This window comes from Streptomyces sp. NPDC058877, from assembly GCF_042742855.1.
GTDB lineage: Bacteria > Actinomycetota > Actinomycetes > Streptomycetales > Streptomycetaceae > Streptomyces.
Genome location: NZ_JBHYMF010000067.1, coordinates 26427 through 35310, shown reverse-complemented (window position 1 = coordinate 35310; position 8884 = coordinate 26427). Strand labels below are relative to the sequence as shown.

At 73.4% G+C, this 8884-nt stretch carries 7 protein-coding genes; 5 read left to right on the top strand and 2 right to left on the bottom strand.

Features of this window, described 5'->3' with window-relative positions:
• Window positions 1-184 precede the first annotated feature (184 nt).
• The 3 genes from ACFW2Y_RS17785 to ACFW2Y_RS17775 all read left to right on the top strand — a co-directional run bounded on the left by ACFW2Y_RS17785 (window position 185) and on the right by ACFW2Y_RS17775 (window position 4044).
• Window positions 185-868 carry an HAD family hydrolase gene (locus ACFW2Y_RS17785; RefSeq protein WP_384879606.1) on the top strand — a complete coding sequence of 228 codons (684 nt, stop codon included), beginning with the start codon at window positions 185-187 and terminating at the stop codon, window positions 866-868.
• A gap of 408 nt (window positions 869-1276) precedes the next feature.
• Window positions 1277-3292, top strand: a complete 2016-nt coding sequence (locus tag ACFW2Y_RS17780; RefSeq protein WP_384879604.1) for a protein kinase — start codon at window positions 1277-1279, stop codon at window positions 3290-3292.
• Between the two features lie 119 nt (window positions 3293-3411).
• On the top strand, window positions 3412-4044 hold the full coding sequence (locus ACFW2Y_RS17775) for a hypothetical protein (RefSeq protein WP_384879601.1): 633 nt from the start codon (window positions 3412-3414) through the stop codon (window positions 4042-4044).
• Window positions 4045-4109: 65 nt separating this feature from the next.
• On the opposite strand, the gene ACFW2Y_RS17770 is transcribed toward ACFW2Y_RS17775, so the two are convergent.
• Together ACFW2Y_RS17770 and ACFW2Y_RS17765 are read right to left on the bottom strand one after the other, a co-directional pair.
• A complete protein-coding gene (locus ACFW2Y_RS17770; protein ID WP_384879598.1) occupies window positions 4110-4517 on the bottom strand; it encodes a Zn-ribbon domain-containing OB-fold protein in 408 nt (135 codons plus the stop codon).
• Window positions 4517-4966 (bottom strand): DoxX family protein, encoded by a 450-nt coding sequence (locus ACFW2Y_RS17765; protein ID WP_384879595.1) that lies wholly within the window; start codon window positions 4964-4966, stop codon window positions 4517-4519. Before ACFW2Y_RS17765 ends, ACFW2Y_RS17770 begins: the two co-directional genes overlap by 1 nt.
• A 168-nt stretch (window positions 4967-5134) precedes the next feature.
• On the opposite strand from ACFW2Y_RS17765, the gene ACFW2Y_RS17760 reads away from it, so the two are divergent.
• On the top strand, window positions 5135-6304 hold the full coding sequence (locus tag ACFW2Y_RS17760) for a flavin-containing monooxygenase (RefSeq protein ID WP_384879592.1): 1170 nt from the start codon (window positions 5135-5137) through the stop codon (window positions 6302-6304).
• 293 nt (window positions 6305-6597) lie between these two features.
• On the top strand, window positions 6598-8820 hold the full coding sequence (locus ACFW2Y_RS17755) for an acetate--CoA ligase family protein (protein WP_384879590.1): 2223 nt from the start codon (window positions 6598-6600) through the stop codon (window positions 8818-8820).
• Window positions 8821-8884 lie beyond the last annotated feature (64 nt).

Here is an 8884-nt window from a genome sequence, read left to right as displayed (position 1 = left end):
ACCGCACACCCGGCAACGGACCGCGTCAGGGGCGCGGCCCTCGTCGGGACGGTCGCCCGGACGTCTCGCCGGCGCACCGGTCCCGCACCACCACCATCCGCGTCCGCGGACCGAGCACCCCGGCGGTGCCCGGTCCGCACCCCCTCCGCTTCCCCGGCCGCTTACCGGGCGTAGTCTCCGGGGCGTGACCTCCTTGGAGTTCGTCCTCTTCGACGTCGACGGCACGCTGGTGGACGCCGTCGAGAACCAGCGGCGCGTCTGGCACGAGTGGGCCGCGCGACACGGTCTCGACGGGGAGGAGGTGTACGCCGTCGCGCTGCGGACGCGGCCCGTGGAGACCTTTGCGACGGTCGCGCCGGACGCGGACCCGGACGAGTGCCTCGCCCTCCTCCACGCGCTGGAGGACGAGGACGTCCGCACGGGCTCGTACGCGGCCTTCGCCGGGGCGGCGGAGCTGCTCACCGGGCTCCCGGCGGACCGGTGGGCCCTGGTGACCTCGAACTACGAGCACCGGGTGCGGGGGCGGTTCGAGCGGACCGGCCTCCCGCTGCCGGCGCTGGTGGTCGACGCGGCCTCGGTGGCGGAGGGGAAGCCGTCCCCCGTGCCGTACCTGACGGCTGCCGAGAAGCTGGGCGCGGACCCGGCCGAGTGTCTGGTGGTCGAGGACGCACCGTCCGGGGTCCGCGCGGGGCTGGCGGCCGGGATGACGGTCTGGACCGTGAACACCCCGGCCCCGCACCCGGACGCCCACGGTCACTTCCCGTCCCTCGCCGAGGCGGCCCCGCACATCCGGGCCGCGCTGGGCCGGGCGTACCGCCCGGTGCGGGTGGGGGACGCGGTCGGTGACCGGGCCCCGGGGAGGGCCTGACCACCGGTGCACCCGACGCCCCGGTCCGTTAGGCTCCCCGTCACCCGGGGTGCTGACAAGCTCGGGGAACCGACCGGCGACCGCGTCCGCCTAGCTCCTGCACGGAGCGGGGTCCGTCTCATGACGGGTGGTCGCCGGCACTTCTCCTTCCCCGGAGGGCGCAGCGGATCCCCGCGCCCCTCCCCGGGCAGTCACCCGCCTCCCCCGTCCGGGGGGACTGCCGCACGCCAACCATCTGACAGGGCCGTCGGCCATGCCCATCGGACGCCCCTTTTGCGCCCCAACCTGCCTTCCATCAAGAAGACTTGACTCCCGTTCAGTTTGCAGAAGAGCTCGGCTACTGTGTGACCCATGCAGGGGGAACTGAAAAACTATTCTAGTTCAGATGGCCTGAACGGTAGCGGGGCGATGCCGCTGGAACCGGGGGACCCCCGGCAGATCGGGGCGTTCAGACTCCTCGGCGTGCTCGGTTCGGGCGGCATGGGGCGGGTCTACCTCGGGGCGGTTCCGGGAAGGCTCGCGGCGGTGAAGCGGGTGCTTCCGGTGCTCGCCGAGGACGCCGACTTCCTCAACCACTTCGGGCACGAGCTCGACAACCTGGCCCGACTGCCCTCCGGGGCCAACACCAAGCTCCTCGCGAGCGACCGCACGGCGAAGCCGCCCTGGTTCGCGACCGAGTTCATCCCCGGGATCACCCTCAACGAGGCCATCCGCCTCAACGGCGGTCCACTGTCCGGCGCCGCCCTGTGGCGCCTGCTCCACGGTGCGGCAACCGGACTCCGGGTGGTGCACGGCGCCGACATGGTGCACCGCGACCTCAAACCGTCCAATGTGATGCTGACCGGCGACGGTCTCTCCCTCATCGACTTCGGCGTGGCCCGCGCGGCCGACCAGAGTCGACTGACGAAGACCGGCATGGTCATCGGCACGCCCGCCTACATGGCTCCCGAACAGGCCGTGGCCGAGCCCGAACTGACCGGTTCCGCCGACGTGTTCGCACTGGGCAGTCTGCTGTTGTACGCGGCGAACGGACGCCCTCCCTTCGGTGACGGGTCCGGGCCCGACCTGCTCTACCGGGTCGTCCACGGCGAACCGGACTTCGGGCGCCTCACAGAGACCGAGCCCGCCCTCGCGGAGGTCGTGCGGGAGTGCCTCGCCAAGGATCCTGCGGACCGGCCGACGGCCGAGGGGCTGGTCGCCCTCGCCGAGGAGCACGCGGTGGACGCCGCGTGGCCGGCGACCGTCGCCGAACGGATCGCCGAACGGGCCGACTTCGCCGCCGAGGCGCCCACCGCCGAGCAGTTGGCGGAGCTGGACCGGCTCGACCCTCCCCAGGACGTGGCGACGGCCGCTCTGACCCCGCGAACCCCGCAGGAACCCGCGACCTCCACGCCCGACCCCCTGGCCGTCACCGGACAGGCCGTCCCCGACAAGCGGTCGTGGCGGCGCAACCGGTTCGTCATGGTCGCCGTGCCCGTCCTCGTCGCGACCGGCACCACCCTGACCGTCGCCCTCGGCCCGTACCAAGTGGGGCGTCTGGGCGCGGAGCCGAAGGCCTCGCCATCGCCGTCCGTCGTGGTCCCGCAGCCCGCCTCCGCACCGCCGTCGACCGGAACGACCCCCTCGACAGCGAGCTCCGACACGCCCTCGGCCACCGCATCGACGCCGCCACCGCCCGGAACCACGGCCGCGCCTCCGCCCGCTGCCGGTGGCGGCGGCGCAGGGGGCACGGGCACCCTGCCCGGCGGTTCGGGGGCGGTCTCCGGCTCCGGTGGCGGAGCCTCGTCGGGCGGCGGCTCGGGCACGTCCGGCTCCTCCGGCTCCTCCGGCTCCTCCGGCGGCTCGGGCACCTCGGGTTCTTCCGGCGGCTCGGGCACGTCCGGCTCCTCCGGCGGCTCGGGTTCCTCCGGCGGCTCGGGCACATCCGGCTCCTCCGGCGGGTCGACGACCCGGCCCGCCCCGAATCCGACGACGGTCGCACCCCCGCCGCCCCCACCGTCCACCAGCGGCTCCGCCCCCTCGGGAACGTACTCCCTGGAGAGCGTCTCCAACGGCCAGTGCCTGGCCGAGAACGACCAGGGGTACGGCGTCCTCGTCAGCACCGCCGTATGCGGTTCCACGCCCACCATCGGCACCGCCTCGTACGTCTGGACCTACTCCCCCGGCGCCAACGGGACCTTCCGGCTGGTGAACAGGAAGACCGGACGCTGCCTCCAGCCGGAGGGAACGCCCAGCTTCACCGCCGCCGTCTGCAACAACTCCACCCTCCAGTCGTGGCGGATCCACAGCAAGACGTCCGCCGGCCAGACCATCCAGAACGTGAACCGGGGCGAGTGCATGGTCGCCGGGCCGCCGTTCGTCATGCTGTACGCCTGCGACTCCGGCGGCGCCAACCTGCTGTGGCGGAACGTCTCCCCCGTCTAGGGCGGCCCGGCCCCCGCACCGGCACCGCGGGTTCCGGCGGATCGCCCCGGGCGACGGCGCGGTGGAAAGGGCCGCCGAGTAGCCTCTGGCGGGCGGATGTCGACGCGGAGGGGGACGCGATGGGCGACGGACGGACGGGCCTGCCCGTGGAGGGGACCTGTTCGGAGGGCGAAGCCGGCGGGAGGGACGGTCTGCCCACGGCGGCGGACGGGCACGGGACCATCGTGCTGTCACGGGTCCCGGGAGGCGAGCGCGACCTCCTGCGCCGCTACGACGTGCGGATCGACGGCATCCGGATCGACGGCATCCGGCAGGGGCGGACGATGCGCTTCGAGGTGCCGGCGGGGCTCCACCGCCTCGACCTGAGGATCGACTGGGCCGGCAGTCGCACCCTGGACGTCCTGGTCGAACCGGGCGGCACGGCCTCCTTCGCCTGCGCACCGAACAGCAACTGGGGACGGACAAACCCGAGCGTCGGTCGGCTCCCCTACATCGACCTGTGGCCGGAGCCCGAACCGCCCGCCCCGGATACCGGGCCCCTGGGCTGGATCACGCGCCTGATGGTGGGTGCGGCCCTGACCCCCCTCACCGCGGGCGTCACCTTCTGCGGGACCCTGGTCTGGTACCTCACCGGCCTGGCACCGGAAGTCCGCGAGGCGACGACCGAAGGAAGCCTGGCCGTCATCCTGGCCTCCGTGGCCCTCTACGAGCTCTTCCGGCACTGGAGGAAGCTGCGACTGCGCCGCTCCTGACCCGGCCGGGCCGTCCCCACCGCGCCCCCGCGGCGCGGGCGGGGCGGCGCCCCCGAAGGCGTGGACTACCGGGTCCCGAAGACGGGGACGGCCGGAGCCGCCGCTCCGTCGTCCCCCTCCCGCCGGAAGGCGACCCACAGCTCCATCCCGATCCGAAGCTCCTCCTCCGCCACGTCCACGACCTCCGTCATCATGCGCGGTCCCTCCGCGAGGTCGACGACGGCCGCGACGTACGGGACCCGGTCACCGAAGGGCGGGAGGTCGTTCCGGTGGACGACCGACCAGGTGTAGAGGGTGGCCCGGCCGCTCGCGCGCTCCCAGTGGACGTCCTCGCTCCAGCAGTGCGGGCAGAACTCGCGCGGGTAGTGGTGGGCGCGGGTGCAGGTGGCACAGCGGCGCAGGAGGAGGTGGCCTTCGGCTGCGGCGTCCCAGTAGGGACGGGTGAAGGCGTCGACGTCGGGGATGGCCGTCATCAGAAGAGTCCGATCGCGTGGTCGAGGGACCAGGTCTGCCAGGACACCGCGAGGAGGGCGACGAGGGAGATCAGCGCCATCATCGCGTTCTGCCCCTGCTCGGCCCAGTCGTGGATCATCAGGACGAGGTAGAGGAGGTTGAGGAGGAGGCCGCCGACGAGGGCGACGGGGGTGAGGAAGCCGACGACCAGACCGAGGCCGAGGGCGAGTTCGGCGTAGACGACGACGTGCGCCATGAGCTTGGGTCGGGGGGCGACGACGGTGTCGAAGCCCTTCTTGACCTGCGGCCACCGGTGCTTGCCGGCGACGTCGGCGGCCCAGGCGATGCCGGTGCCGCGCTCGAACCAGCCCTTCTTGTCCTTGTGGCGCCAGCTCTCCAGCCACCAGAGGCCGAGGCCGATGCGGAGGACGGCGAGCCATTCGGCGCCGGTGAGCCAGACGGTCTGCATGCGGGCCCCCATCCACTAGATCTGACGATACGTCAGTTCAGCGCAGGGGGCGGCGGAGCGCAAGGGGCGGGAGCACTCCCGCACACCCGACCCGCGTGACCGATTCGCAACCAAAATCCCCCCGTGAACGAGACCCACTACGTGTACACGTCATTACGCTCAGCATTCATGGTCACCACCCCCCAAGCACCAACCCCCCAGGCCGTCCACCCCGTGTACGTCATCGGCGGCGGACCCGGCGGGCTCGCCGTCGCCGCCGCCCTGCGCGCGCGGGGCGTCCGGGCCGTCGTCCTGGAGAAGTCCGACGCGGTCGGCGCCTCCTGGCGCGCGCACTACGACCGGCTGCACCTCCACACCACCCGGCGGCTCTCCGCCCTTCCCGGCCTCGCGATGCCCCGATCCTTCGGCCGCTGGGTCTCCCGGGCCGACGTCGTGCGCTACCTGGAGGCGTACGCGGAGAAGCACGAACTGGAGATCGTGACGGGCGTCGAGGTCCACCGGATCGAGCGGACCGGCACGGACTGGCTCCTGCACGCCACCGGCGGACGCCTGCTGACCGGGCGCGCAGTGGTGGTGGCCACCGGCTACAACCACACCCCCCGGCTGCCCGACTGGCCCGGTCTCGACGCGTACGGGGAAGAGGACGGGCGCCTGATCCACGCCCGCGCGTACCGCAATCCCGAGCCGTACGCGGGAAAGGACGTCCTCGTCGTGGGCGCCGGCAACACCGGTGCCGAGATAGCCGCCGACCTCGCCGGGGGCGGGGCGGCCCGGGTCCGGCTGGCGGTGCGGACGGCACCGCACATCGTGCGCCGCAGCACCCTCGGCTGGCCCGCCCAACGCTCCGGCATCCTGGTGCGTCGACTGCCGGTGGCCCTGGTGGACCGGATGGGCGCCCTGCTCGCCCGCTTCGCCAGCCCCGACCTCACGGCCCACGGGCTGCCCCGGCCGGACCGGGGCGTCGCGACCCGGCAGCGGGAGGGGGCGGTCCCGGTGCAGGACGTCGGACTGGTCGAGGCCGTGCGCACCGGGAAGGTCGAGGTCGTCGCCGCCGTGAAGGCCTTCGAGGGCGAGGAGGTGGTCCTCGCGGACGGCAGCCGGATCACCCCGGACGCCGTGGTCGCGGCGACCGGGTACCGGCGCGCGCTGGAACCGCTGCTCGGACACCTGGGCGTGCTCGATGCGGACGGACGCCCGGTGACGGGCGGGGCCCGGAGCCCGCGGGAGGCGCCCGGCCTCTACTTCACGGGCTTCACGAACCCGATCAGCGGGATGCTCCGGGAGTTGGCGCGGGACGCGGAGAAGATCGCACGGCGGATCGCCAAGTCGAGCGCCTAGCGCACGGTCCCCGTGCCGAGGCGGGACGCCCGGGACCCCACACCCCCGCACCCGGCGACGGGGAGGAGCCTTGCGTGCGCCGGGCGGCCGGCAGGGAAGGGCGCCGGACGGACACCGCGCGGGGAGCGTCCCCGATCGTCGCACGGGCGGCCCCTCGGAGGGAGCCGGGCGGGCCGGCACCGAGGGCGGCGCCGGGGTCCGTCCATGCGCGACCCATTCCTGACTTGCCGTCAGTTCTGTAATCTGACAGAGCGTCAGTTCTCTTGTCAGGGACGGAAGGGTGGAACGGAACGATGCTCGGATCGACCCACGGCACCTTCACCACCGACCTCCGCGCCCGCGTGGTCGCCTGCGGCGAACCGCCCAGGGCCGCCGTGCACGGCGTCACCGCCGTCGCCGGCGACCTGGACGTCAGCGGACGCCCGCTGCACGCCCCCGTCCCCGACCTCGACCGGTTCTTCCGGCCCGGGTCCGTCGCGGTCGTCGGCGCCTCCGACACCGAGGGGCGGCCCAACACCGGGATCACCCGGCAGCTGTTCGGCTGGGCCGAGCGGGTCGGGGCCCGGATCGTCCCCGTGCACCCGACCCGCACCAGCGTGTTCGGGATCGACTGCGCGCCCTCCGTCCGTGCGCTCACCGACCCGGTCGACCTCGCCGTCCTCCTCGTCGCCGACCCGCTCCCGGTGATCGAGGAACTCGCCGACGCCAAGGTCAAGTTCGCGGTCGCCTTCGCCTCCGGCTTCGCGGAGACCGGCGAAGCCGGCGCCGTCGCACAGGAGCGCCTCGCCGCCGCCGTGCGCCGCTCGGGGCTCCGCCTCCTCGGACCCAACACCAACCTCAACGCCTTCGAACGCTTCCGCGACGACCTCCAAGGACCGGCCGTCGCCCTCATCACCCAGTCCGGCCACCAGGGGCGGCCCGTCTTCACCCTCCAGGAACTCGGCGTCCGCCTCTCCCACTGGGCGCCCACCGGAAACGAAGCCGACCTGGAGACGGCCGACTTCCTCTCGTACTTCGCCGGGCGCCCCGAGGTCGGGGCCATCGCCTGCTACCTCGAAGGGCTCAAGGACGGTCGTTCCTTCCTGCTCGCCGCCGACCGGGCCGCGCGCCGGGGCGTGCCGGTGGTCGCCGTGAAGGTCGGCCGCACCGAGACCGGCGCCCGGACGGCCGCCTCCCACACCGGCAAGCTCACCGGCGCCGACCGGGTCGTCGACGCGGCCATGCGCCAGTTCGGGGTGATCCGGGTCGACGGGCTCGACCAGCTCCAGGACACCGCCACCCTCCTCGCCCGGGCCCGGCGCCCCGTCGCCGAGGGCGTGGTCGTCTACTCGATCTCCGGCGGCACCGGAGCCCACTTCGCCGACCTCGCCACCGGGGCCGGCCTGGACCTGCCGACCCTGTCCCGGGTCAAGCAGGACGAGCTGCACCAGTGGATCCCGGAGTACCTCAACGTCGCCAACCCCGTCGACAACGGCGGACACCCGGTGGGCGACTGGCGCGGTCGGAAGATCATCGATGCGATCCTCGCCGACCCGTCGGTCGGGGTGCTGATCTGCCCCATCACCGGCCCCTTCCCGCCCATGAGCGACAGACTGGCGCAGGACCTGGTCGACGCGGCCGAGGCGACCGACAAGCTGGTGTGCGTGGTCTGGGGTTCGCCCGTGGGCACCGAAGACGCCTACCGCACGACCCTCCTCGGTTCCTCCCGCGTCGCCACCTTCCGCACCTTCGCCAACTGCATCGGGGCCGTGAAGTCCTACCTGGACCACCACCGCTTCACGGCCGCCTACCGCTCCCCCTTCGACGAGGCCCCCCGCACCCCTTCCCCCTCGCTCCGCAAGGCACGGGCCCTCCTCCGGCCCGGTCTGCGGCTCAGCGAACACGCGGCGAAGCAACTGCTCCGGGCGTACGGGATACGGGTGCCGCGCGAGCAGCTCGTCACCAGTGCGGCGGCGGCCGTCCGGGCCGCCGGACTCGTCGGCTACCCGGTCGTGATGAAGGCCTCCGGCACGCGGCTCGCCCACAAGACGGAGCTGGGGCTGGTGAAGGTGGGGCTGACCTCGGCCAGCCAGGTGCGGGACGCGTACCGCGAACTGACGGACATCGCCCGGCACGAGTCGATCGACCTCGACGGCGTCCTCGTCTGCCAGATGGTCGGTCGGGGGGTCGAGATGGTGGTGGGGATGACCCGTGACGAGACGTTCGGCCCGACGGTCACGGTCGGGCTCGGCGGCGTCCTCGTCGAGGTCCTGAACGACACCGCCGTCCGCGTCCCGCCCTTCGGCGAGCCGGAGGCCCGCTCGATGCTCGCCGAGCTGCGCGGCCGGGCCCTGCTGGACGGGGTCCGGGGCGCCCCGCCGGCCGATGTCGACGCGCTCGTCGAAGTCGTGCTGAGGGTGCAGCGGATGGCCCTCGAACTCGACGGCGACCTGACCGAACTGGACATCAACCCGCTGATGGTGCTGCCGCGCGGGCAAGGGGCGGTGGCCCTGGACGCGCTGGCGGTCTGCCGATAGGAGCCCACCGTGGACGAGATCCTGCACACCGTCGAGAACGGCGTCTCCTGGATCACGCTCAACC

Bases quoted from the DNA above. Each gene is read 5' to 3' on its own strand.
- ACFW2Y_RS17780 (WP_384879604.1), top strand. From the start codon at position 1,277: ATGCCGCTGGAACCGGGGGACCCCCGGCAGATCGGGGCGTTCAGACTC.
- ACFW2Y_RS17775 (WP_384879601.1), top strand. From the start codon at position 3,412: ATGGGCGACGGACGGACGGGCCTGCCCGTGGAGGGGACCTGTTCGGAG.
- ACFW2Y_RS17770 (WP_384879598.1), bottom strand. From the start codon at position 4,517: ATGACGGCCATCCCCGACGTCGACGCCTTCACCCGTCCCTACTGGGAC.
- ACFW2Y_RS17765 (WP_384879595.1), bottom strand. From the start codon at position 4,966: ATGCAGACCGTCTGGCTCACCGGCGCCGAATGGCTCGCCGTCCTCCGC.
- ACFW2Y_RS17760 (WP_384879592.1), top strand. From the start codon at position 5,135: ATGGTCACCACCCCCCAAGCACCAACCCCCCAGGCCGTCCACCCCGTG.
- ACFW2Y_RS17755 (WP_384879590.1), top strand. From the start codon at position 6,598: ATGCTCGGATCGACCCACGGCACCTTCACCACCGACCTCCGCGCCCGC.